Source organism: Reyranella soli, from assembly GCF_007992495.1.
Taxonomy (GTDB): Bacteria; Pseudomonadota; Alphaproteobacteria; order Reyranellales; family Reyranellaceae; genus Reyranella; species Reyranella soli.
Genome location: NZ_BKAJ01000051.1, coordinates 1 through 22,857 on the forward strand (window position 1 = coordinate 1; position 22,857 = coordinate 22,857).

At 66.6% G+C, this 22,857-nt stretch carries 23 protein-coding genes; 11 read left to right on the top strand and 12 right to left on the bottom strand.

All coding sequences use genetic code 11. The annotated features are described in order from the left end of the window. Nucleotides 1-34: 34 nt before the first annotated feature. Together gbd and RSO01_RS15690 are read right to left on the bottom strand one after the other, a co-directional pair. The gene (gene gbd / locus RSO01_RS15685; protein WP_147150058.1) at nt 35-1,183 is read right to left on the bottom strand and encodes a 4-hydroxybutyrate dehydrogenase; all 1,149 of its coding nucleotides are present in this window, start codon (nt 1,181-1,183) and stop codon (nt 35-37) included. A gap of 8 nt (nt 1,184-1,191) precedes the next feature. Beyond that, nucleotides 1,192-2,037: a TauD/TfdA dioxygenase family protein gene (locus RSO01_RS15690; RefSeq protein ID WP_147150059.1), complete on the bottom strand. Its 846-nt coding sequence runs from the start codon at nt 2,035-2,037 to the stop codon at nt 1,192-1,194. 44 nt (nt 2,038-2,081) lie between these two features. Between RSO01_RS15690 and RSO01_RS15695 the strand changes: the two genes are divergently transcribed. Next, nucleotides 2,082-2,561, top strand: coding sequence for a GNAT family N-acetyltransferase (locus RSO01_RS15695; protein WP_147150060.1), 480 nt, complete (start codon nt 2,082-2,084; stop codon nt 2,559-2,561). Between the two features lie 123 nt (nt 2,562-2,684). On the opposite strand, the gene RSO01_RS15700 is transcribed toward RSO01_RS15695, so the two are convergent. Both RSO01_RS15700 and RSO01_RS15705 read right to left on the bottom strand, forming a co-directional pair. Next, complete coding sequence (locus tag RSO01_RS15700) at nt 2,685-3,185, bottom strand: L-2-amino-thiazoline-4-carboxylic acid hydrolase (RefSeq protein WP_147150061.1); 501 nt, start codon at nt 3,183-3,185, stop codon at nt 2,685-2,687. Beyond that, a complete protein-coding gene (locus tag RSO01_RS15705; RefSeq protein WP_170303092.1) occupies nt 3,182-3,652 on the bottom strand; it encodes an L-2-amino-thiazoline-4-carboxylic acid hydrolase in 471 nt (156 codons plus the stop codon). Before RSO01_RS15705 ends, RSO01_RS15700 begins: the two co-directional genes overlap by 4 nt. A gap of 148 nt (nt 3,653-3,800) precedes the next feature. On the opposite strand from RSO01_RS15705, the gene RSO01_RS15710 reads away from it, so the two are divergent. Further along, the gene (locus tag RSO01_RS15710; RefSeq protein WP_147150063.1) at nt 3,801-4,421 is read left to right on the top strand and encodes a LysR family transcriptional regulator; all 621 of its coding nucleotides are present in this window, start codon (nt 3,801-3,803) and stop codon (nt 4,419-4,421) included. Then, nucleotides 4,418-5,512 (top strand): TauD/TfdA family dioxygenase, encoded by a 1,095-nt coding sequence (locus tag RSO01_RS15715; protein ID WP_147150064.1) that lies wholly within the window; start codon nt 4,418-4,420, stop codon nt 5,510-5,512. The genes RSO01_RS15710 and RSO01_RS15715 overlap by 4 nt, the downstream gene beginning before the upstream one ends. Before the next feature lie 60 nt (nt 5,513-5,572). On the opposite strand, the gene RSO01_RS15720 is transcribed toward RSO01_RS15715, so the two are convergent. The 8 genes from RSO01_RS15720 to RSO01_RS15755 all read right to left on the bottom strand — a co-directional run bounded on the left by RSO01_RS15720 (nt 5,573) and on the right by RSO01_RS15755 (nt 13,429). After that, complete coding sequence (locus RSO01_RS15720; RefSeq protein WP_147150065.1) at nt 5,573-6,634, bottom strand: branched-chain amino acid ABC transporter permease; 1,062 nt, start codon at nt 6,632-6,634, stop codon at nt 5,573-5,575. 2 nt (nt 6,635-6,636) lie between these two features. Next, nucleotides 6,637-7,611, bottom strand: a complete 975-nt coding sequence (locus RSO01_RS15725) for a branched-chain amino acid ABC transporter permease (RefSeq protein ID WP_147150066.1) — start codon at nt 7,609-7,611, stop codon at nt 6,637-6,639. Continuing rightward, nucleotides 7,608-8,333 carry an ABC transporter ATP-binding protein gene (locus RSO01_RS15730; RefSeq protein WP_147150067.1) on the bottom strand — a complete coding sequence of 242 codons (726 nt, stop codon included), beginning with the start codon at nt 8,331-8,333 and terminating at the stop codon, nt 7,608-7,610. The genes RSO01_RS15725 and RSO01_RS15730 overlap by 4 nt, the downstream gene beginning before the upstream one ends. Next, complete coding sequence (locus RSO01_RS15735) at nt 8,326-9,087, bottom strand: ABC transporter ATP-binding protein (RefSeq protein WP_147150068.1); 762 nt, start codon at nt 9,085-9,087, stop codon at nt 8,326-8,328. Before RSO01_RS15735 ends, RSO01_RS15730 begins: the two co-directional genes overlap by 8 nt. A 79-nt stretch (nt 9,088-9,166) precedes the next feature. Next, on the bottom strand, nt 9,167-10,360 hold the full coding sequence (locus RSO01_RS15740) for a substrate-binding domain-containing protein (protein ID WP_147150069.1): 1,194 nt from the start codon (nt 10,358-10,360) through the stop codon (nt 9,167-9,169). 109 nt (nt 10,361-10,469) lie between these two features. Beyond that, complete coding sequence (locus tag RSO01_RS15745; protein WP_147150070.1) at nt 10,470-11,723, bottom strand: serine hydrolase domain-containing protein; 1,254 nt, start codon at nt 11,721-11,723, stop codon at nt 10,470-10,472. A gap of 13 nt (nt 11,724-11,736) precedes the next feature. Next, the gene (locus tag RSO01_RS15750) at nt 11,737-12,981 is read right to left on the bottom strand and encodes a serine hydrolase domain-containing protein (protein ID WP_147150071.1); all 1,245 of its coding nucleotides are present in this window, start codon (nt 12,979-12,981) and stop codon (nt 11,737-11,739) included. Nucleotides 12,982-13,054: 73 nt separating this feature from the next. After that, nucleotides 13,055-13,429 carry a hypothetical protein gene (locus RSO01_RS15755; RefSeq protein ID WP_147150072.1) on the bottom strand — a complete coding sequence of 125 codons (375 nt, stop codon included), beginning with the start codon at nt 13,427-13,429 and terminating at the stop codon, nt 13,055-13,057. A 51-nt stretch (nt 13,430-13,480) separates the two neighbouring features. Between RSO01_RS15755 and RSO01_RS15760 the strand changes: the two genes are divergently transcribed. The 8 genes from RSO01_RS15760 (at nt 13,481) to RSO01_RS15795 (ending at nt 22,685) form a co-directional block, all read left to right on the top strand. Then, entirely contained in the window at nt 13,481-13,867 is a 387-nt protein-coding gene (locus tag RSO01_RS15760; RefSeq protein ID WP_147150073.1) for a winged helix-turn-helix transcriptional regulator, read from the top strand. 292 nt (nt 13,868-14,159) lie between these two features. Then, a complete protein-coding gene (locus tag RSO01_RS15765; protein WP_147150074.1) occupies nt 14,160-15,896 on the top strand; it encodes an N-acyl-D-amino-acid deacylase family protein in 1,737 nt (578 codons plus the stop codon). A 132-nt stretch (nt 15,897-16,028) separates the two neighbouring features. Continuing rightward, complete coding sequence (locus tag RSO01_RS15770; protein WP_170303093.1) at nt 16,029-17,594, top strand: ABC transporter substrate-binding protein; 1,566 nt, start codon at nt 16,029-16,031, stop codon at nt 17,592-17,594. Between the two features lie 9 nt (nt 17,595-17,603). Then, nucleotides 17,604-18,554: an ABC transporter permease gene (locus tag RSO01_RS15775; RefSeq protein WP_147150076.1), complete on the top strand. Its 951-nt coding sequence runs from the start codon at nt 17,604-17,606 to the stop codon at nt 18,552-18,554. After that, complete coding sequence (locus tag RSO01_RS15780) at nt 18,551-19,444, top strand: ABC transporter permease (protein WP_147150077.1); 894 nt, start codon at nt 18,551-18,553, stop codon at nt 19,442-19,444. Before RSO01_RS15775 ends, RSO01_RS15780 begins: the two co-directional genes overlap by 4 nt. After that, on the top strand, nt 19,441-20,409 hold the full coding sequence (locus RSO01_RS15785; RefSeq protein WP_147150078.1) for an ABC transporter ATP-binding protein: 969 nt from the start codon (nt 19,441-19,443) through the stop codon (nt 20,407-20,409). The genes RSO01_RS15780 and RSO01_RS15785 overlap by 4 nt, the downstream gene beginning before the upstream one ends. Beyond that, complete coding sequence (locus RSO01_RS15790; RefSeq protein ID WP_147150079.1) at nt 20,409-21,299, top strand: ATP-binding cassette domain-containing protein; 891 nt, start codon at nt 20,409-20,411, stop codon at nt 21,297-21,299. Before RSO01_RS15785 ends, RSO01_RS15790 begins: the two co-directional genes overlap by 1 nt. Nucleotides 21,300-21,311: 12 nt before the next feature. Next, nucleotides 21,312-22,685, top strand: a complete 1,374-nt coding sequence (locus RSO01_RS15795) for an LLM class flavin-dependent oxidoreductase (protein ID WP_218037350.1) — start codon at nt 21,312-21,314, stop codon at nt 22,683-22,685. Nucleotides 22,686-22,857 lie beyond the last annotated feature (172 nt).

Here is a 22,857-nt window from a genome sequence, read left to right on the forward strand (position 1 = left end):
TCATGAGCGCGCAGGATGCGCGCGGTCCGGAAGACTAACCCCAGCTCTCTTCGATCAACTTCACGTACTCGGCCTTGGTCGGCTGGCGCGGCGTCGACTGGTGGCAGTGATCGCCGAGCGCGCCGTCGGCGATCTTCTCCACCGTATCCTGCGCCAAGCCCATCGCGCCCAACCCTTTGGGAATGCCGAGCCGCGCATTAAGCGCGGCGACGGCGTTGGCCACACCCGCGGCATTGGCCTCGCTCGCCGGCAGGCCCATGACCTGCGCCACCTTCCGGTACTTCTCGCCGACGGCCGGCTCGTTGAAGCGCAGCACGGCCGGCAGATAGACCGCGTTCAGCGTGCCGTGATGCAGGCGATAGCCCTTCAGGCCGCCGGTCGGATGGCTGAGCGCATGCACCGCACCCAGCCCCTTCTGGAACACCATCGCGCCTTCCATGGCGGCCATCGCCATGTTGTAGCGCGCCTCGCGGTCCGAGCCGTCGTTGGTGGCGCGCTCGACATAGGTCCACGCCTTCTCCAGGCCATCGAGCGCGATCGAATCGGCCGGCGGGTTCACCGCGTTCGACAGGAAGCATTCGATGTTGTGGGTGAAGGCGTCCATGCCGGTGCCGGCCGTGAGATGCGGCGGCAGGCCGAGCGTCAGCTCGGGATCGATCAGCGCCAACCTGGGGATCAGGTAGGGGCTGCCGATGGCGAGCTTGCGGCCGGAATCCATGATGATGACACCGCCGCGGCTGACCTCGCTGCCGGTGCCCGAGGTCGTGGGAATGGCCACGATCGGCGCCACCGCCGCGGTGATCTTGCCCGCCCCGCCCTCGACGAAGGAATAGGGTTGCAGCGAGGGACCGGGATGGGTCGCCATCAGGCCGACCGCCTTGGCGAGGTCCATCGGCGATCCACCACCGATGGCGATGATGCCGTCGCAGCCTTCTTCCTTGTAGATCTTGAGCGCATCGCGCATCGCCGCTTCCGTCGGGTTCTCCGGCGTGCCGTCGTACAGCGTGATCGGCATGTTGCCGGGAAGCCGCTCCTTGACCTTGGCCCACAGCCCGGCCGCGATCACGCCCTTGTCGGTCACGATCAGCGGCCGACGGATGCCGAGCAGCTGCAGCTCCGACTCGAGCAGCTTCAGCGCCCCAAAGTCGAACTGGATACGGGTCAGGTAAGTGATGAGCGCCATGTCTTTCCCTATATGCGCCCCTGGGCGCGATAAAACGGCTTGTCGCCCTTGACGGTCACGCGATAGCCCAGCCGCTTGTGCGGGAAGTAGTCCCACATCGCGTGATGCATGGCGGCGCGATTGTCCCAGAAGGCAACCGAGTTGGGCTGCCAGGCGAAGCGGCACTGGAACTCCGGCGTCTCACTGTGGCGGTAGAGCATTTCCAGCAGCGCATCGCTCTCACTCTTGCGCAAACCCACGATGTGCGTGGTGAAGTTGCGATTGACGTAAAGCGCTTTGCGGCCGGTCACCGGATGCGTGCGCACCACCGGATGCTCGTTCCTCGGGAAACCACCCTCCTTCGGCTTCTGGCCGAAGCGGCCGCCATAGACCTGCGCGCCGTCGTGGACGGCAATCAGGCCTTCGCACAGACGCTGGATCGGGGCCGAGAGCGTGTCGTAGGCGCGGTACATGTTGGCGAACAGCGTGTTGCCGCCGCCCTCCGGCGGCAGCTGCTTCATGTAGAGGATGCTGCCCATCGGCGGCTCGGGATCGCACGACACGTCGGAGTGCCATTCCTCGCCCGCCACGAACTTCGAATGCTCGTCGGCCTTGATGACCAGGATCTCGGGGTGCTCCGATTCGGTGCGGATCGACGTCGGATGGATGTGCAGTTCGCCGAAGCGCCGGCCGAACGCCTTGTGCTGGTCGTGGGTGAGTTCCTGGTCGCGGAAGAAGATCACCAGATTGTCCATCAACGCGTCATGGATCTCCTGGAAGACTTGGTTGCCGAGCGGCCGGGCGAGATCGACGCCGAAGATCTCAGCGCCGATCGCGGGTGTGAGCTTTCTCACCTCGATGGTCTGGTAACCCATTGGCTTTTCCCCACCTAATAAGGCAAGCCTACGCGAGAACGACCATGAGCGACACCCTCCTCCTGCGCGCCGCGACGGCGGCTGATGCCGCGGCGATCGCCGCCACCATCGCCGCCTCCTTCGAGCAGTATCGCGGCAAGCTCGAGCCCGAGTCGGGCGCCTTCCGCGAAACGGCGGAGGCCATCGCCGCCGAACTGACGCGCGAGTCCGGCGCCATCGTCGCGGAGCGGAACGGTCGCATGATCGCCTGTGTCATGGTGCAGCTGATGGAGGACGACCTCTATTTCGGCCGCCTCTCGGTCGTGCCCGAGGCGCGTGGCGAAGGTATCGCCCGCCGCCTGGTCGAGGCGGTCGAGGACGAGGCCCGGCGGCGCGAGCTCGCCGGCGTCCGGCTGGGCGTGCGCATCGTGCTCGTCGAGAACCAGAAGCTGTTCTCGTCGATGGGCTATGTCGAGATCTCGCGCGAGGCGCACGAGGGCTTCGACCATCCGACCTCGATCAACATGCGCAAGGCGTTGCGTTAGATCTTTCCTGTGGCCTCAAAGGCCCCTCGCTACGCTCGGGATGACAGCCTTGGTGTGGCGCACCCCGTCGATGCGAGCAACGTTGTCATCCCGAGCGTAGCGAGGGACCTTTGCGCCCACGCCTCAACGCGGCGCGAACCGGTAGCGGAAGGTGCAGCTCGGCGCGCCCTGCATGATCGTCTGGGCGCGCTCGAGATCCACCGTGCCCGCGCCGATGGCCGCGATGTCGAAATCCGCCGCACAGATCAGCAGCGCGCCGAGCTCGGGCTCGCCCAGCGCGCGGAAGAACTCGGCGAAGCGGCAGCGTGTGACGTCGATGTCGAGCGCCGACTCGTCATGGTGCCTGATCTCGAACGCGACCTCGCGGCCGGAGATCTCGCCAAAGACCTTCTGAATGGCCGCCCATTTGCGCCGCGGGCTGCCTTCGATGCCGTCGGCAATGGCGGCGAAGAGCTGCTTCGACCAGTCGCGCAGGGCCTGCTTCACGACGGCATCGGCCCGCTCCTTGCCCAGCTCGGCCCGCAACGCGCGCAGCACCGGCAGCAGGACCTGGGCCTGCATGCGCGTCTTGTCGAGAAGAGACACCTCGGGATCGATCAGATAGTCGTCGAGGACGCCGGTCATGCCTTCCTCCGGAAGCGGAAGTCACAGCAGCTTCCGCCCGCCATGATCGTCTGGCTGCGCGTGAGCTCGAGCCCGTCGTTGAAGCCTTCGACCATCGCATGGTCCCTGCTGCAGTGGATCAGCGAACCGAGATCGGCGAGGCCGAGCTCCTGGTAGAACTCCGCGTACCGGCAGCGCGTCACGTTGAAGTCGAGGCGGTCGGCCGTCTGGCCGACGACCTCGAGCTCCATGCCGCCGCCGCCCGCCCACAATTCCTCGGCGACGCGGCGCAGGCCCTCGATGTCCGCGCCGAACATGTCGGCCCATCGTGCGCCGTCGGTCGCGGCATGAGCGCGGATCGCGGCGATGACCAGCTCGTGCGTCGGTCCTTCGCCGAACTTCTCCCGGCAGGCTTCGATGAAGGGAATGAGCACGCGGCCCTCGATCTTGCGCCGCTGCAGATGGCTGATGGCGATCTCATCGGTCATGGCGATCTCCTGGGATGGCATTCGTCGGCCGCGACAATCGTACCGGCGACGGCTGCGGACAAATCAGCTGATCTGCTGCTTAAGGCATAGAAATCCTGATGCTCGCGCTGCCGCTCCCGCTCCTAATCTGCGAGGGGAGAGGACCGCCATGACCTATCGACTCCCGCCCCTCAACGGATTGCGCGCCTTCGAAGCGGCGGCGCGGCACAGAAGCTTTCGCGGCGCCGCCGACGAGCTCTGCGTGACGCCGGGCGCCGTCAGCCAGCTCGTGAAGACGCTCGAGACCGCGCTCGACACCAGGCTCTTCCACCGCTCGGCGCGGGCGATCACCCTCACGGCCGAGGGCAAGAAATACCTGCCGTCGATCCGCCGGGCCTTCGAGGAGATCGCCGCGGCGACCGAGGCCACGGCGCCGGGCCTGCGCGGCCGCAAGCTGCGGCTGGGCATCGCGCCCGCCCTCGACCAGGCCGACTGCCCGGTCCTGCGCCGGCTCATCTCGCGAAAGGATACGTCCGAGATCGTTGGGCTGCGGGTCAAGGACGATCCGGACCTGCTGGCCAAGGACGGCGGCCTCGACGCCCTGCTGCGCCTCTCCGACGAGGCCTGCGGCAGTCTGCATATCGACCGTGTGGTCGTGACCGGCGCCGACCGCAGCCGGCTCCCGGCGGTGCTGGTCACGCGGCCGGGAATCGCCGGCTGCCATCAGCACAAGACCCTGGTGATGTTGCTTGCGCGCGCCGCCCGGGAGGCTCATTTAGTCCGGCCATGACCAACCGCACCCCCCTTACCGGTCCCTCGGTCTGGACCGGCGATGAGATCAAGAACTCCAAGCGTTGGATCCGTGATTTCCCGGCCTCGGGCACGGCCACGCTCGATGCCGCCCTCGCCGCCGTGAACAAGGCCGGCCTCGAATGGTCGCAGATCACGCGCAAGGATTTTCCGCTGAGCGGGCTCCACGGCCTGCTGGCCGACATCGCCGACGAGCTGGAGAACGGCGTCGGCATCATGAAGCTGCGCGGCTTCCCGGTGGACCGCTACGACGAGAACGACCTGCGCAAGATCTACTTCGGACTGGGCACGCATCTCGGCACGCCGGTGTTCCAGAATCGGAGCGGCGAATTGATGCGCGCCATCCGCGACGAGGGCGCGCATGTCGGCCGCACCTACGGCGAGACCAAGGACCAGAAGGGGACCACCTTCCTGTCGTCCTATGCCCGCACGCTGACCAACGGCGGACTGCGCTTCCATACCGACCGCACCGACGTGGTCGGCTTGCTGTGCGTGCGCCAGGCGATGAAGGGCGGCGTGAGCACCCTCGCCTCCACGCCCGCCATCCACAACGCGATCCTCGCCAAGCGTCCTGACCTGCTCGACGCGCTGTTCACCGACTACTGGCGCAGCCGCTTCGGCGAGGAAGGCACCGGCAAGGACGGCGCGGGCAGTGACGGAGTGGGCACGACCAAGGCCACGGCCTATCCGCTGCCGATCTTCGGCGTGCGCGACGGCAAGTTCACTTCGCACTATTCGCTCACCTTCATCGAGGCCGCCCAGCTCGCGCCCGACGTGCCGAAGCTCACGCCGGCGCAGAAGGAAGCGATCGACGTCCTGATGGCGACGGCGCAGGAGCTCTGCTTCGAGATGACGCTCGAGCCCGGCGACCTGCAGCTGATCAACAGCCACGTCACCTATCACGGCCGCACGCCGTTCGAGGACGAGGCTTCGAGCGGCCACGACCGCCTGCTGCTGCGGCTGTGGCTCACCATGGCCAACAACCGGCCGCTGCCGCAGGGCCACGAGATCCTGTGGCGCAACATCGAGGCCGGCCAGCCGCGCGGCGGCATCCAGCAGGTCGCGATCTGACTCTTCCGGACCGCCGGCCTCCGGCCGGCTCATGATTTATGAGGCCGGCGGTCCGGAAGACTATGAGCGTCTGTTGCGCAGGCTGCCGACGATCCCGGTCGGGAAGAAATAGACGCAGAGGATGAAGGCCACGCCGAGCCACAGCAGCCAGCGGTCGGGATGGAACAGGCCGGCGAGCAAGGGCACGCCGGCCAGGGCTTGATTGGCGATGCCCAGCAGGTCCTGCAGGTAGTTCTGGGCGAACACCAGCAGCACGGCGCCCAGGACGGCGCCGTACATCGTACCCATGCCGCCGATCACCACCATCAGCAGAATGTCGACCATGATGTCGAAGCTGAGCGTTGTGTCAGGGTTGGTCTGGCTCGACCACAGCGCCAGGAGGGAGCCGGCCAGCGCCGCCACGGCGGCGGCGATACAGCTTGCGATGGTGCGGTAGACCACGGTGCGGTAGCCGATCGCCTCGGCGCGGAAGGGATTCTCGCGGATCGCCATCAGCACGCTGCCGAACGGCGAGTTGACGACGCGCAGCAACACCAGCACCAGGACCAGCGAGGCGGCATAGACGAGGTAGTAGTCGACCAGGCGGCCGTTCAGGCGCACGCCGAACAGCGTGCCGTCGGCCAGGGAGAACGAAGCGCGCAGCGCCGCGGGGAGACGGTAGTTCAACCCATCCTCGCCGCCCGTCAGAGCCGGCAGCTGCGAGGCCAGGATGGCGAAGGCGCTGGCTACGGCAAGCGTGATCATGGCGAAAAAGATCGTGCGCACACGCAGGCTGAACAGGCCGATCAGGGCGGCCAGCGCGACGGCGACGATCAGGCCGGCGACGATGCCAACCGCGACGGCCGTCCATTCGGCACCCAAGCGCGTCAGCGCGATCGCCACGCCATAGGCGCCGATGCCGAAGAACATGGTGTGGGCGAAGGAGACGATGCCGGTATAGCCCAGCAGCAGGTCGAAGCTCGCTGCCAGCACGATGAAGACGCAGATCTTGGCGGCGACGTTCAGCGACTTGGCGCCGGGAAACAGGAATGGCGCCACCGCCAGGCCGACCACGATCAGCACCAGGGCGACGGCGAGCCAACGGCTGCGCGGCAGGTCGTCGGAAAGGATCGCCCGCACCATGCTCACCTCTTGGCCACGGGGTAGAGGCCCTGCGGCCGCCACAGCAGGATCAGCGCCATCAGCAGGATGTTGGAGCCCAGCGCCACCTTGGGCGCGATGAAGCCGATGTAGTTGGCGCTGAGCCCGACCAGCAGTGCGCCGACGAAGCAGCCGCCGACCGAGCCCAGACCACCGATGATGATGACGATGAACACCAGGACGGCGACCTGCGCGCCGATCGCCGCCGTCACCGTCTCCTGATAGAGGCCCCACATGGCGCCGCCCAGGCCGGCCAGCGCCGAGCCGGCGACGAAGACGCCGACGAACAGGCGGCGGATACGGTAGCCCAGCGCCTCGACCATCTCGCCGTTCTCGACGCCGGCCCGGATCAGCAGGCCGATGCGCGTGCGGTTGAGCGTGATGGCGAGCGCGGCGAAGACGACCAGCCCGACGATCACGGCCAGCACGCGATACTTCTCGATGGCGACGTCGCCCAGCAGAAAGGCGCCGCGCAGCGCCGTCGGCCGCGCCAGGGTGATCTGGTCAGGTCCCCAGATTACCTTGAGGAGTTGCTCGGCCACGATCAGCCCGCCGGTCGTCACCAGGATCTGGCGCAGGTGCTGGCCGTAGACCGGCCGCACGATCACGCGCTCGAAACCCCAACCCAGCACGCCGCTCACGACCATGGCCGCCAGCACTGCTGGCCCGACCGCGGCGAGGTTGAGCCACAGCGAATCGACCGTCATCCAGGGCGACAGCGCCAGCATGACGCTGGCGGCGACGAAGGCGCCGACGGCGATGAACGCGCCGTGGCCGAAGTTCAGCACATCCATCAGGCCGAAGGTGAGCGTGAGCCCCGACGCCATGACGAAGATCATCAGACCCATGGCAAGGCCGGCGGCGGTGAGTGTCACCCAGCTCGTCGGCGAGCCCACAAGCGGCAGCGCCACGACCGCGACGGCCGGGATCAGGAGCAGCGGCAGCCAGTCCTTTTTCACTGGTGTTCCCCCATGCCCATTCCCAGCAGGTGCTGTTGCAGGGCGTCGTCCGCAGCGAAGGCCGCCATCGAGCCCGTGTGCGCAACCTTGCCATCGTCCATTACCGCCACGGTGTCGCCGAGCTGGCGGGCGAAGGCGAAGTTCTGCTCGACCACCAGCAGGCTCGCCTCGCCGTCCTTCAACTCGCGGAAGGCGTCGATCATGTTCGTGATGATGGCGGGCGCCAGACCCTTGGTCGGCTCGTCGATCAGCAGCAGCCGACGCGGCTCGATGATGGCGCGCGCGACGGCCAGCATCTGCTTCTGGCCGCCCGACAGATTGCCGGCAGGCAAGGTCCAGAAGCGCTTCAGCGCCTCGAAGCGCGAGAAGATCCAGTCGAGCCGCTTCTGATCGGGTGGCCCCGAGCGCGCCGCCAGGGTCAGGTTCTCCTGCACGGTGAGGTCGGCGAAGATCGCCATGCTTTCGGGTACGTAGGCGATGCCGAGCCGCGCGATGTCGGGCGTGGCGAGCCCGGCAATGTTGCGGCCGGCGAAGCGGACCTCGCCCGCCGTGGCGCGCCACAGGCCCATGATGGTTCGCAAGGTCGTGGTCTTGCCGGCGCCGTTGCGGCCCAGCAGCATCGTCAGCCCGCCCTCCGGCACGTCGAACTCGACGCCGTGCAAGATGTGATAACGCCCGATGTCGGTCTTCACGCCGCGCAGGCTGAGCAGCGGTTCAGCCATGCGCGTCTCGGGGCGCGGCCCCGCCCAGGTAAGCCTCGCGCACGATATCGGAGTTGATGACCTCGGCGGGCTTGCCGTCGGCCACCAGCTTGCCCTGGTGCAGCACGACGATGCGGTCCGACAGCGAGCGCACGACGTCCATCTTGTGCTCGACCAGCAGGATGGTCTTGTCGCCGCGCGCCTTGATGGCGGCGATGATGTCGAGCACCGTCGGCACCTCGTCGATGCTCATGCCGGCGGTCGGCTCGTCGAACATGAAGATGTCGGGCTCGAGCGCCAGCAGGATCGCGACCTCGAGCTTACGCTGGTCGCCATGCGGCAAGGTCGCGGCGATCGCCTGGGCGCGCTCGGCCAGCGACACGGCGGCAAGATGGGTCATGGCGCGGTCGATCAGCTCGCGGTGGCCGAGCGTGCGCGAGAAGAGGTCGAGCCCCTTGCCGCTCTTCACCTGGACCGCCAGCCGCACGTTCTCCAGCGCGCTGAGGTTGGGAAAGAGGTTGGTGAGCTGGAAGGCGCGGCCCAGGCCCAGCCGGCTGCGCCGTGGCGCTGCATAACCGGTAATGTCCTCGCCGTTCAGCCTCACCTTGCCCGAAGTGGCGGCGAGCTGGCCCGAGATCAGGTTGAAGTAGGTCGTCTTGCCGGCGCCGTTGGGACCGACGATCGACGTCAGCGTGCCGGGCTGGAAGGCGCAGCTCACGCCGTCGACGGCGGCATGCCCGCCGAAACGGATCGTCAGGTCTTCTGTGGCGAGCATGGCGTTATGCTCTTCCGGACCGCGCGCGTCCCCGCGCGCTCATGAGGTGCGCGAGGGCACGCGCGGTCCGGAAGACAACTCAACGCTTGTTCTTGATCGGCAGCTTCATCTCGTCGGCCGGGATCTCACGCACCAGCTCGAGCAAGTCGACGTTGTCCGGCGGATCCTTCTTCATGCGCCAGTGGTACATCACCTGCAGCGCCTGGTGGTCTTCCTTGCGGAAAGTCATCTTGCCCTTGGGCGTATCGAAGGTCATGCCTTCCATGGCGGCGATCAGCTTCTCGGTGTCGGTGCCGCCTGCCTTCTTGATGCCCTCGACGATCGCCATGGCGGCGGCCATGCCGCCCGCCACGAAGAAGTCCGGCGGCGCGCCGTTGTTCTTCTTCTTGTACTCGGCGACCAGCCAGTCGTTCACCGGGTTCTTGGGGAAGCCCCAGTAGTAGTAGATCGCGCCCTCGAGGCCGGGGAACTGCTTCCATCCAGCCATCACCGGCAGGATGTTGCCGCCCGGCGCGATCTCGATGCCGTAGCGTTCGGGCTTGAGGTCCATCAGCTTGGGCAGCGGATGGGCGCCCGCCCACACGACGACGACGATCTTGCGACTCGGTTTGTCCTTCAGCGCGTCGAAGATGCGTTGCGCCGAGGCGGTGAAGTCGGTTGTCTGCTGCGGCGCATACTCCTCGTGCACGATCTTGGCCTTGGAGCCGACGGCGGCCAGCGCCTGCTTCATCGAGGCGATGCCGTCACGGCCGAAGGCATAGTCCTGCGCCAGGGTTGCGATCGAGATGTTCTCGTCCTTGAGCGTTGCGGCCGCAGCCAGCGCGTCCTGAGTGGAGTTGCGCGCCGTGCGGAAGACGTAGCGATTCCACTTCTCGCCGGTGATCTGGTCGGCGACGGCCGGCTCGACGATCAGGACCTTCTTGTACTCCTCGGCCACCGGCAGCATGGCGAGTGCGGCAGCCGACGACGACGTGCCCACGGCGATGTCGACCTTGTCGTCGCCATAGGCCTGCTCCAGGGCCGCCTTGGCGAGATCGGGCTTCAGTTGGTCGTCCTTGAGGATGACCTGGATCTTGCGGCCGTTGATCTCCATCGTGCCCTTGGTGGCGTATTCCAGGCCGAGCATGAAGCCCGCCTCGGTCTGCCGTGCATAGGCCTCGAGCGGACCGGTCTTGCCATAGATCAGCGCGATCTTGATCGGCTGCTGCTGCTGGGCCACGGCCGGCAGCGCGAGCGCTGCACCGGCGCCCACGAGAATCGAACGACGAAGCATGTAGTCTCCTCCCTCAAGGGACGCCCTTCTAGTCGATGAGCGCGATACGCACCATGCCAGCGCGCCAAAATTACGCGCACGCCACGAGAAAATTGCAGTGTGTCGCGCTTCAGTCGATCAGCGCGGCCCCGACCATCGACCGGAACTGCCGGCGCAGGAAGCGGGTGTCGCCCTCGCTTGCCTGGACCATGTAGAGGCCGACGAGCTCCTCCTTCGGGTCGATCCAGAACTCCGTGCCGGCAGCGCCGGACCAGCCGTACTCGCCGACCGAACCCATGAGCGCCGATTCGCCGACTTTGGTACGGACCTCGACTCCCAGGCCGAAGCCAAAGCCGTCGGGCCGGCCCGGCCGATTGCCGACATGGTCCGCGGTCATGAACTCCAATGTCTTGCGACCGATGATGCGCTTGCCCTGGAAGACGCCGCCGTTGGCCAGCGCGAGGCTGAAGCGCAGATAGTCCTCGGTCGTTCCAAGAAGGCCGCCGCCGCCCGATTCGTACTTCGCGCCGTCGTCGACCTTGAAGCGCGGCGTCATCGGCGGGCCGTTGGGCTTTTGGCCCGGCTGCGCCGCCCGCGCGAGCTTACCGGCCGGTACTTGGAAGGCGGTGTCGACCATGCCGAGCGGCTGGAACACCCGTTCGTTGAACGCCTCCAGCAGCGTCTTGCCGGTCAGCACCTCGATCAGCCGACCCTGCACGTCGACGGCCACGCTGTATTCCCAGCGGTCGCCCGGCGAGAACAGCAGCGGCACGCCACTCAGGCGTCGCACCATTTCTTCGTTGGTCGCCGTGCGGTCGCCGATCTTGGCGTCGATGTAGGCCTTGTTGACCAGCGACGTGCCGCGGGCTCCGTAGGTCAGGCCCGCGGTATGGCGCAGCAGGTCCTGCACCGTCATCTGCCGGTCGGGATCGCTCAGCCGCAGCCTCTGCTGGCCGTCGACCGTGACCTCGGTACCGACCTTCATCTTGCCGATCTCGGGCAGGTACTTCGCGACCGGATCGTAGACCTGCAGGCGGCCCTCCTCGACCAGCTGCATCAGCACCAGGCTGGTGATCGGCTTGGTCATGGAATAGATACGGAAGATCGAATCGAACTTCATGGCATCGTCGGCATCGGGCGCCCGCTTGCCCTGCACCGACACCCAGGCGACCTTGCCGCGTCGCGCCACCAGCATGACGGCGCCGGGCATCAGCCCGTCATCGATGTTCTTCTTGGTCGCGGCAACGAGGCGCTGAAGCTGCGTCGACGAGAGCCCGACATCCTCGGGCTTGCCCGCCATCTGCGCGGGCATCTCGGCGCGGACCGCCGCTGGCGCCAGGACCAGCGACAACACGAGAACGCTTGCAAGGCCGCGAATGCTCATGGCGTTTCTCCCCTCAATCGATGATGGCCGACTGCACCATCGTCCTGAATTGGTTGCGCAACGCGATGCGGTCGGGATCGCTCACCTGCACCATGTAGATGGCGAAGAGCTGCTCCTTGGGATCGACCCAGAACAGCGTACCGGCATTGCCGGCCCAGCCATATTCGCCGACCGAGCCCGGCAAGGCCGCCTCGCCCGTCATGGTGCGCACCTCGAAGCCGAGACCGAAGCCCAATCCCGGCGGCCGCCCGGGACGGTTGCCGGTGTGGTCCGCCGTCATGAAGGCCAGGGTCTGCTTGCCGAGCACGCGCTTGCCGGAAAGCGTGCCGCCATTGGCCAGCATGGTGGTGAAGCGCAGGTAGTCGTCCATCGTCGAGGTGAGGCCGCCGCCGCCGGACTCGTACCTGGCGCCATCGTTCACCGCGAAGCGCGCCGTCATCGGCTGGCCGTTGGGCCGCGGACCGGGCTGCGCCGCTCGCGCAAGCTTGTCGGCCGGCACCTGGAAGCCGGTATCGACCATGCCCAGCGGCTTGAAGACGCGCGTCGCGAGCGCTTCACCGAGCTTCTTGCCGTCGACCACCTCGACCAGCCGTCCGAGCACGTCGGTCGACACGCCATATTCCCAACGCGTCCCAGGTGAGAACTTCAGCGCCAGGGTCGAGAGCTTGGTGACGAACTCCTCATTGCTCATGCCGCGATCGCCGATCTTGGCGTCGATGTAGGACTGGTTGACCAGCGCCGTGCCGCGCGTGCCGTAGGTGAGGCCGGACGTGTGGCGCAGCAGGTCCTGCACCGTCATGGGCCGCTCGGGATCGCTGAGCTGCAGGACCGCCCGGCCATCGACCACCCTCTCGGTGCCGACCTTCATCTTGCTGATCTCGGGCAGGAACTTCGACACGGGGTCGCTGACCTGCAGCTTGCCCTCCTCGACCAGCTGCATGACCGCAACGCTCACGATCGGCTTGGTCATGGAGTAGATGCGGAAGATCGCGTCGGGCTTCATCGCATCGCCCGTCGCCACGTCGCGTTTGCCGAGCGTCGACACCCACGCGATCTTGCCGCGCCGTGCCACCAGCATGACCGCGCCCGGCACCAGGCCGGAGTCGACATGCTTCTGCGTCACTTCCTCGAGGCGCTTGAGCTGGGCGGACGACAGGCCGACATCTTCAGGCTTGCCGGCCATCGGCAGCACGCCGTTCTCGGCATGCGCCGCCGTCGCGACGCATGCCAGAGCGGCGGCAATGACGATCTTCTTCATGACGCTTCCTCCCGGGAAGACGGCGCGAGCTTAGGCCCTGCCGCCGGCTTCCTCCAGAGGAGTCGCGTCGGTCTCAGCCGCCGGCGTTGCTGAGGTCGAGGTACTCGATCACGCGGCCGTCGCCGTTCGTATGGCGGACGACAAATCGCCCGCCGGTCGGGACAGTTTCCGGCTTCACCAGGACTTCCGATTCGGGCTGCACCTGTTGCCAGGCACTCTCGAGATCGTCGACGACGAAGATCGCATCCACCTGGCGGGCGACTTCGAGGGCCGCAGGATCTTCCGCGCCGACCACGACCATCGGGCCGAGCCAGGAAACGGTGAAACCGGCATGCTGGAACTCCGCCTTGAGCGGCAATCCGAGAGCGCGCCGGTAGTGGTCTGTCGCCGCCTTCTGGGCGACGAGATCTTCGACGACGACGGGAAAGATGACGTTGACGATGTTCATGAGCGGAGGTCTCGTGTTGTCGATGTCTCTTGAAAACCTAGGGATGCCCCGATGCATGTCGATACTCATTCGAAAGTGAGCGCTCCCGGGCGCAAGCTCGGATCGGCCAACTTCCTCAATCAGCAGCGGCTCGCGCAGTCGTGCGTAGCCAACGACGTGCTCGCGCGCATCTCGCTGCGCTGGAAGATGTCGGTCCTGTTCTCGATCGAGAGCGGCGCGGGGACGTTCGCCGCGCTGAAGCGCACGCATCCGAACCTGTCGGATCACATCCTGGCGGGGCGGTTGCGCGAACTGCGGCGCGAGGGACTGATCGACAAGGACGAGCGAGCGAGGCGCCACCCCGTCTACGCGACGACGGAACGGGGCCAGTCACTCCTGAAGATCATGGCCGCGCTCTGTGCCTGGGGAGAACGGGAACCAGCCACTGCCGGCGCTTGAGACATCTGCACTCCCCGAGGGCTGGTTGCAGCAAAAGTATCCAAGGCCTGTCGAAACTGCGGGAAGATCGGTACGCAAGGAGCAGCATCGAATTCTACACAATCGTTGAACAGCAGAGACCGCCGGCGCCGACATGCCTACAAGAGCGGCATTCACCGCGACTCGATGGACGTAAATTCATCGAAGCAGCGATGCAGGCCAGCATGCGAGATTCGCGCGGACGACTGGCACGATGCTTGAACGTGCCGACGGGACATCTCCACATGCTGTTGTGCCGAAGGAGGGTTTCCCAATGCGCCAAGGTTCCAGTCTGGTCATACGCGGCGGAACGATCATCGACGGCACGGGCAGGAAACCATTCATCGGCGACGTAGCCGTGGTCGACGGCAGGATCGTCGAGGTCGGCACCGTCACCATCCAGGCCGACCAGGAGATCGATGCGAAGGGGCTGCTGGTCACGCCGGGCTTCGTCGACATCCACACCCACTACGACGCCCAGGCGGTCTGGAGCAATCGGCTGGACCCTTCCTCGTGGAATGGCGTCACCACGGTGATGATGAGCAATTGCGGCGTTGGTTTCGCGCCCTGCAAGCCGCACGAGCGTGACGTCCTGGTGAAGCTGATGGAAGGCGTGGAGGACATTCCCGAGGTCGTCATGACAGAGGGCCTGCCCTGGAACTGGGAGACCTTTCCCGACTTCATGGATCGTCTTGCCGAGCGTCAGTACGACGTCGACATCGTGACCCAGGTGCCGCATGCCGCGATTCGGGTCTACGTCATGGGCCAGCGCGGCGCCGACCGTGAGCCGGCGACCGACGAGGACCGCCGGGAGATGGCGCGGCTGGTGGTCGAGGGCATCGAAGCGGGCGCGCTCGGCTTCTCGACGTCGAACGCCATCGCCCACAAGACCCTGGACGGCAAGCCGACGCCGACCCTGGCCGCGGCGGAGGAGGAGCTCGCCGTCATCGCCGAGGCCGTCGGCACGACCGGCAAGGGCTGGGTGCAGATCATCACCGATTTCGACGATCCGGCCGAGGAGTTGACCCGCCTGCGCCGGGTCGCGGCCCGCTCGGGCCGGCCGATGAGCCTCACGCTCGCCCAACGCGAGGGCAAGCCCGGCCACTGGAAGCTGCTGCTCGACATGATCGAGGACGCCAACAAGGACGGCGTCAAGTTGCTGGCGCAGATCATGGGCCGGCAGATCGGCATCAACTTCGGCTTCGAGATCTCGCTCAACCCGTTCTGCGAGCGGCCCGCCTACAAGGCCATCGCCCATCTGCCGTTCGAGGAGCGGCTCAGCCACCTGAAGGATCCGGCCTTCCGCACCAAGCTCTTGGCCGAGAAGACCGAGGACCCCTCGCTGCGACGGCGCCTCAACTGCTGGGACCGCATCTTCGAGCTCGGCACCCCGCCGAACTACGAGCCGCCGCTCGAGGAGAGCATGGAGGCGCGCGCCGCTGCGGCCGGCGTACCGGTCGAGGAGTTCGTCTACGACCTGCTCCTGAAGGACGGCGGCACGACCATCCTGTTCCGGCCGGTCACCAACTACGTCGACGGCAACCTCGACGCCTGCCTCGAGATGATGAAACATCCCAATACCGTAATGGGGCTGGGCGACGGCGGCGCTCATTACAGCTTCATCTGCGATTCCTCGACCACGACCTATACCATCACGCACTGGACACGCGACCGCACACGCGGCGAGAAAGTGCCGCTCGAGTGGATCATCAAGCGGCTGTCGAGCGATCCGGCGCGCACCATCGGCCTCGAAGACCGCGGCGTGATCGCGCCCGGCTACAAGGCCGACCTGAACGTCATCGACTACGACCGGCTGAATGTCGGACCGCTGCACGTGGTCTACGACCTGCCGGCGAGCGGCCGGCGGCTGAACCAGCGTACCGAGGGCTACGTCGCGACGATCGTCTCCGGCGTGCCGGTGTACCGTGAAGGCGAGTCGACCGGCGAGCTGCCCGGCCGCCTGGTGCGCGGTCCGCAGCAGCCAGAGCAGCAGGCGGCAGCGGCCGAGTAACGAACGCATAGTGACGTGAAGATGCAAGGGGCACGGTCCCCTTGCTTCGATCCAATAAGGCATGAAAGCCATCGACGAAGGGATGAGGAACGCGCGGACGGGTGTGATCGCCAGCTGACGGAGGTCAAGCGCATGCGTCGCACTGCCGGAATCACCAGACGAACCGCACTACAGGCCGCCGCCGCGATTTCGGCCGCCACGCTTTCCGGTAGCTGGATCCGCGATGCCAAGGCCGGCCCCGGCGGCACGCTGACCGTGGCGCTGAGCGACAATCCGATCACCTGCGATCCCATCAACATGGCGAGCCACGACACCATGATCATCTCCCAGACCATCTGGGAGAACCTGCTGGAGTTCGACGTCGACGGCATACTGAAGCCGCAGCTCGCCAAGGCGCTGCCCGAGATATCGGCGGACAAGCTCGTCTACACCTTCGACCTGCGCGACGACGTCGTCTTCCAGAACGGCAAGAAGCTGACGGCCGAGGACGTGAAGGACAGCTTCGAGTACATGCTCGATCCCAAGAACAAGGCCTCGCGGCGCCCGATCTTCGACCGCCTCTCCCATGTCGAGATCGACAGCCCCTACCGCCTGCGTGTCGTCCTCAAGGAGCCCTACTCCCCCTGGGTCTACTTCCTGACCAAGCACATGGCGATCTGGCCGAAGGGATCGCGCCAGGAACTCGGCGACGATCATTTCCGCCTCAACCCGAAGGGCGTCGGCACCGGCCCCGGCATCTTCGAGGAATGGAAACCCAACGACTATGTCAGCCTGGTCCGCAATCCGAACTACTGGCAGAAGGGCAAGCCGGCGTGGGATCGGCTGGTCGTCAAGTTCGTGCCGGAGGACGCCTCCCGCGTCGCCTACCTGCTGAGCGGCCAGATCGACATGATGGGCGCGCCGCCGCCGCGCGATTTCACCAACCTCAAGAAGCGCAACGGCATCGACGGTGACACCCGCGGCACGTTCGGCGGCTGGAGCGTCCTGCTCCTGAACAACAAGCGCCCGCCCTTCGACGACGTCAACTTCCGTCGCGCGCTGGCCCATGCCGTCGACCGCGAGACGATCACCAAGCGCATCTTCTACGGCCTGGTGGAGAAATCCGCGATCCCGGCGCCGGCGTCGTCCTGGTGGTTCAATCCGGCCGCGGACAAGTCGCTGGCCTACGACCTCGACAAGGCGAAGTTCTACCTCAAGAAATCGAAGTACGCCGATGGCGCCAGCTTCGAGCTGATGACCAGCGCCGTGCCTTACCTGCTCGACGCCAAGGACTGCATCGTCTTCCTGCAGTCGGAATTCGCCAAGCTCGGGATCGAGGTGAAGCTGCGCATGGCGGACGCGGCGTTGATTTCGCCCGCCATGTTCCGTGGCAACTACGATGCCATGTTCCGCAACATCATGTCGCCGGGCGAGGCGACATACTTCCTCAGCCAGAACTTCCTGCCGAACCAGTTCATGTCGGACGTGGGCGGCTACCAGAGCCCGAGGATCGCGGAACTTCTCAAGATCGTCTTCGCCGAGAACGACGAGAAGAAGCTGAAGCCGGTTTACGACGAGATCATGCAGCTGCTCGCAGACGAATCTCCCTTCGTGTGGGTCGGCTACTTCAACGCCACGAACCTGTGGCGCAAGCGGGTCGGAAGCTTCAAGGCGAGCCGCGGACTGACCATCAACATCCGCGACGTCTCGCTGAGCTGAGCGTCGACGATGGCGAGCCTCTTCCTCCGGCGACTCGGTTTCTCCGTCTTCTCGCTGCTGGTCGTGAGCCTGCTGCTGTTCATGCTCACGCGCTCGATCCCCGAATCGCCGGCGCGGATCGTCCTGGGCGACGAGGCGACGAAGACGCAGATCGCGGACTTCGACCGGCAGCACGGTCTCGACCGGCCCATCGTCGTGCAATACGCGGTTTGGCTGGAGCGCCTCGTGCTAAAGGGCGATCTCGGCCGCTCGTTCACCACCGGCCTCTACATGAACGAGCAGATCGCCGACACGTTTCCAGTTACCATGGAGCTGGTCATCGTCGCCTTCGTCCTGGCGTCGATCGTCTCGGTCTTCCTGGGAACGCTTTCCGCCTTCTATCGCGACAGCCTCGTCGATTACTTCGCGCGATTATTGGCGGTCCTCGGCGTGTCCATTCCGGGGTTCTGGCTCGCCCTGGTCCTGATCCTGGCGTTCGCGGTCGAGCGCGACTGGTTTCCGCCCGGCGGCTTCGTGCCGCTCTCGGCGGGCCTCGGCCCGCATCTGCTGTCGATCGCCCTACCCTGCTTCTGCCTCAGCGTGTTCTATCTCGCCGTCATCACCCGCATGACGCGCGCCAGCCTGCTGGAAGTCCTGAACCAGGACTATATGCGCACCGCCCGAGCGAGCGGCCTCGGTCGCGGCCGCATCCTGATGTACGCCATGCGCAACGCCCTGCTGCCGGTCGTGACGATCGCCGGCGTCTCGTTCGGCCACATGTTCGGCTGGGCGCTGATCATCGAGCAGATCTTCAACATCGGCGGCATGTCGCGCGCCTTGCTGACGGCGATCAACCAGCGCGACTACTACATGGTCCAGACCGTGGTGATGGTGTTCACGATCGTGTTCGTGCTGGCCAACCTCGCCGCGGACATGATCAACGGCTGGCTCAACCCCCGCCTCGCGGCGGCCGCGGCATGAACCGCCTGCGCCGCCTGGTGCACTTCTTCGGCGGACCGGCCGGATTTGCCGGCGGCTGCATCGCTGGCCTGCTGCTGCTGAGCTCGATCTTCGCCCCGCTGGTCGCCCCGTACGATCCGCTGGCCGTCAACATCCTGGACAAGCTCCTGGAGCCCGACGAGACGCACTGGATGGGCACCGACCAGTCGGGACGGGACGTGCTCAGCCGCGTCATCTGGGGATCGCGGGCATCGCTGGCGGTGGCGGGGTTCGCCGTCGTCATCGGCGTCACCTTCGGCGTCGCCATCGGCCTGTTCGCGACCTGGGTCCGCGGCGGCTGGCTCGAGCAGGCGATCATGCGCGTCCTCGAGGCCGTCTCTTCCATCCCGCTGCTGATCTGGGCGATCGCGCTGGTCGGCATCTTCGGCGTGCGCGACGTCCAGTGGGGGCCGCTCACTATCTCGAGCGAACTCAAGCTGATGGTCCTGCTGGGCCTGCTCTACATCCCGACGCTGGCGCGACTGACCTACATCTCGGCCCTCGCCGAGGTGGCGTCCAACTACGTCGCCGCCCGGCGGCTGCAGGGCGTGGGCGAGCTACGCATCCTGTTCTCCGACGTGCTGCCGAACTGCCTGTCGCCGGTGATCGTGCAGGCGACGCTGATGCTCGCCATCGGCATCATCGTCGAGGCCGCCGTCAGCTTCGTCGGCCTCGGCGTCCAGCCGCCGACTCCGAGCTGGGGCAACATGCTGTCGAACGGACGCAACTACCTGATCTCAGGAGAGTGGTGGCTGTCGGTGTTCCCCGGTGCTGCGATCTCGCTGACGGTCGTCGCCTTCAACCTGCTTGGCGACGGCCTGCGCGACCGCTTCGACCCCCGCCACAGCACCACCATGGGTTACGCGACATGATGCCGGCCGACCCCCTGCTGCGCATCGACGGCCTGCATATCTCCTTCAAGGCCGGCCAGCAGTGGCGCGATGTCGTTCGCGGCGTCGACCTCAGGGTGGCGGCCGGCGAGGTTGTAGGCTTGGTGGGCGAATCGGGATCTGGCAAGAGCCTGACGGCGCTGTCGATCCCGCAGGTCCTGCCGCCCGGCGCCCGGATCAGCAGCGGGCGTATCGTCTTCGACGGCACCGACCTCGTCGGCTTGCCGCGCAAGGCGATGAACGAGCGGCGCGGCCGCGACATCGCGATGATCTTCCAGGATCCGCTGACGGCGCTCAATCCCGTCATCCCGGTCGGGAGGCAGATCTACGACAGCATGCGGACGCACCAGGCGATCGGCCACAAGGCTGCGCTGGCGCGTATCGAGGAACTGCTGGCGCTGGTTGGCATCCGCCATCCGCGCGAGCGCATGCGCGCCTATCCGCACGAGCTGAGCGGCGGCATGAGGCAGCGTGTCATGACGGCGCTCGCCGTCTCCAGCAATCCCAAGCTCCTGATCGCGGACGAGCCGACGACCGCCCTCGACGTCACGGTGCAGGCCCAGGTCATCGGCATGCTGGACCGCATCCGCCGCGAGCTCGGCATCGCCGTGCTGTTCATCAGCCACAATCTCGACCTGATTGCGGAAATCTGCGACCGCGTCTGCGTCATGTATGCCGGCAAGGTGGTCGAGAGCAGCTCGGTCGAAAGCGTGTTTGCCGCCCCGCGCCACCCCTACACCCGCCAGCTCCTGCGCTGCATCCCGCGGCTCGATGCCGACACCGGGCCGATGCCCACGATTCCCGGCCTGCCGCCGCGCTTCGACAGCGATCTCGTCGGTTGTCCCTTCGCACCGCGCTGCGACGAGGCAAGTGACCGCTGCCGCACATCCGAGCCGCCGACCTGGCGCGAACCGGGCCATCTCGCCGTCTGCTGGGATGCCGCGTGATGGCAAAGACCGAAGGTTTCTTCGAGCTGCAGGACATCCGCAAGGAATACGCCTTGCGACGCGGCCTGCTGCAGCGCCTGAGGGGAGGCGCGCCGCGCGTTGCAGCCGTCGACGGCGTCTCCCTGTCGATCGAGCGCGGGGCGATCTTTGGCCTGGTCGGCGAGAGCGGCTGCGGAAAGTCGACGCTGGCCCAGATCATCGTGCGCCTGATCGAGCCGACCGCCGGAAAGGTCGTCTACCGCGGTGCGGATGTCGCCCGGCTGAAGGCCGAGGAGCAACGCACGTTCCGGCATGCCGTCCAGATGGTCTTCCAGGACACCGGATCGTCGCTCAATCCGCGCAAGCGGATCCGGCGGGTGCTCGCCGAAGCGCTCGCGGCGCGCAGCGTCACCGGCGCCGCGGCGGAGGGCGAGATCGCGAGCCTGATGCACCAGGTCGGCCTGGACGCCATGCTGCTGCGCCGGTTCCCGCACGAGCTGTCCGGCGGCCAGCGCCAGCGCGTCGGCATCGCCCGGGCACTGGCGATGAAGCCCGAGGTGCTGGTCGCCGACGAGCCCGTGTCGGCGCTCGACGTGTCGCTGCAAGGGCAGATCATCAACCTGCTCAGCGATCTCAATCGCGAGCTGGGACTGACCATCATCCTGATCAGCCACGACCTCGCGGTGGTCGCGCGGGTCTGCACGCAGATCGCCGTCATGAACGCCGGCAAGATCGTGGAGCGCGGCGCACCGCGGCAGGTGCTCTTCCACCCGACCGATCCCTACACCCGCATGCTGATCGCTTCGGTGCCACGCGGGCTGGCCGGACGCAGCCGCAGACAGGGCCTCGGACCCGCGGCGGTCGACGGCGCCGCGGCACCGGAGGACGAACGGCAGGCAGCGGCCGACTGAAGGAGGGCTGTGGTGGCGAAACCGGCGCATCAGATGAAACTCGGCTACTTCCTGTTCCCGACCGGGCACCACGTCGCGGCTTGGCGCCATCCCGACGCTTCCCCGTGCTCGGCCATCGATTTCAAGGCCTTCGTGCACCAGATCCAGTCGGCGGAGCGCGCCAAGTTCGACATGGGATTCCTGGCCGACAACGACGCCTTCGCCGGCGGCGGCGGGCGGACGATCGAGGCGGATCTCGACGCGCTGAGCCGCACCTCGATCCGCTACACGGCGCAGTTCGAGCCGATCACGCTCCTGTCGGCGCTGTCAGCGGTCAGCGACCATATCGGGCTCGTCTCGACCGTATCGACGACCTACAACGACCCGTTCAACGTCGCGCGCAAGTTTGCATCGCTGGACTGCCTCAGCGGCGGCCGGGCGGGGTGGAACGTCGTGACCTCGTCCAACTTCAATGCGGCTCAGAATTTCAGCATGGACCACCATCCCAGCCATGCCGAGCGCTACCGGCGGGCTGACGAGTTCGTCGATGTCGTGCTGGGGCTGTGGGATAGCTGGGACGACGACGCCTTCCTGCACGACAAGGGGTCCGGGCGCTACTTCGATCCCCGCAAGGTGCGCTTCCTAGACCACAAGGGCCGCTACTATTCCGTCCGTGGTCCGCTGAACGTGCCGCGGTCACCGCAGGGCCGGCCGGTCGTGATCCAAGCCGGCACGTCGGAACCGGCGATGGAGCAGGCCGCGCGCACGGCCGAGGTGGTCTTCACTGTTCAGCAGACGGTCGAGGAGTCCCGCCGCTTCTCGCGCGACCTGCGCGCCCGGCTGCCCCGCTTCGGTCGCCGACAGGAATCCCTCAAGATCATGCCGGGCGTCTGCTGCGTCGTCGCCGACAGCCGAGCAGAGGCGGAGGATTCCTATGCCGTGTTCGAGGAGCTGATCCAGCCGGAGGTCGGCCTGATGATGCTGAACTCGACGGTCGGCCTCGACCTGTCGGGCTACCCTCTCGACATGCGTCTCGAGAGCCTGCCCGACACCGACGGCCACAAGGGGCGGCAGAAGCTGATGCTCGACATGGGCATCCGCGAGAACCTGACGGTGGCCCAACTCGCCCGGCGCGCGGCCGGCACACGCGGCCACTGGACGGTGCTGGGGACAACCAAGGACATTGCGGATGCGCTGGAAGAGCGGTTCGTCGAGGGCGAGGTCGACGGCTTCAACGTCATGGCGCCGCTGCTGCCTCAGGGCATGGACCGGTTCATCGAGACCGTCATTCCCGAGCTGCGTCGCCGCGGCCTGTTCCGCACCGAATACGAGGGTAAGACCTTGCGCGAAAACCTCGGCCTGCCCTGGCCGGACGTGCACGAACCGCGGCTGCAGGCGGCCGAGTGAAGGCGCGGCGCGGAGGGTCCATCATGGCCACTGCTCGGTCGAGACCTCGGGCAGCACGCCGCCGACGCGGCGCATCAGCGGATCGTCGCTGCTGAAGATCATCGGGGAGCTGTGCGCCTGGGGCGAGCAGGAACAGGAGCGCCGGACCCGTCCCGTCTAGTAGCTCTGCACA